General features: G+C 34.3%; 1 pseudogene. It reads right to left on the bottom strand.

Features of this window, described 5'->3' with window-relative positions:
- Nucleotides 1-863: pseudogene (locus AC1DTM_RS27650) on the bottom strand (S-adenosylmethionine decarboxylase related protein); the annotation flags it as partial.
- Nucleotides 864-1,145: the final 282 nt, after the last annotated feature.

Genomic DNA, 1,145 nt, shown 5'->3' with positions numbered 1-1,145 from the left:
GTTGTATACTCATTAATCCGATAAAGAAAACCCACTTCCATATTAAAAGATTTTCCCAAGATTAAAACTTCTTCATGCGGCATTAAGCAACCATAAAATTCTTTTTCACCTAAATTCACTTTATACTCTGAAGCATATACATCCTCATAAAAGTAAAGTGGACGATGATGGCTCATATACATAGGATAACTCCATATCGCTTCATCAAGAAAACGCTCTACTGCCCATGATGCATAAAGTGTATGAGGTTTTATTAGCCCTTTATCACCCAAAAATGAATTATCATGTTCTACAATATAGCATGCTCGCGGCTTTTCATTTGGACGTTCTTTCATAAGTTCAACAACCATCCATTGAACAACACCCGGATTCATACCTGAGCCTATAATCGCTCTTGTATTTGTAAATGTTTCTTTCTCCTTCTCAAACCTCGTATACCTTTCAGTAAGCTGAAAACCAAGTAAACTATCGTCTTGATCTACTGCCTCATTTTCCAAAGCCGAATTAATGTAACAAATGCCAAGGTCATTACAACAACTCAGTACCCTAATCGTATCTGCCCCTGAAACATCAATAACAACCTTCGTTCTTTTTTCTTTTAAATGTTGTTTAAATTTGACTACATCTTGAAGGTTTATTTCATATAAAAAAAATTGCCCTTTCAGATTTGGAAACAACTCATCATAATAACTTTTATCTTTTTGTTTTATATCCACCAAATGGAAGTTCACATTCTTTATAACTTCATAAATTGGATCTTTTTCATTTACTACCGCTTGATTCAAAATTGCTAACACTGCTTTTGCTGCCCCACCAGCACTGCCAAGTAATGTAATCGAAAACGCATTTGGAAACTGCTCCACAAACAAAACCCCTTTAATAGATTAGTTGAGCAGTACTTCCTCAAAAAATGAATTGAATACAATAAAAGATAGCTCGTACAGATTTTTTATAATTTCGTACAAGATTACCTCTTCATAAGTAAAAAACAGTAACATACTTATATATTCAATTCGCTTTCCCCCTCATACCCAAATAGCGGTAAACAAATAGGCTCGACCTTTTCTTCCGCATATATAAAAGAAAAAGCCAGCCCTTTAAACTAGCCTACGGACAATGGACAGATTTCACATGTTGAATATTCA

This window comes from Bacillus sp. P4_D3 (assembly GCF_056401855.1).
This window is presented reverse-complemented; position numbering and strand designations above follow the sequence as displayed.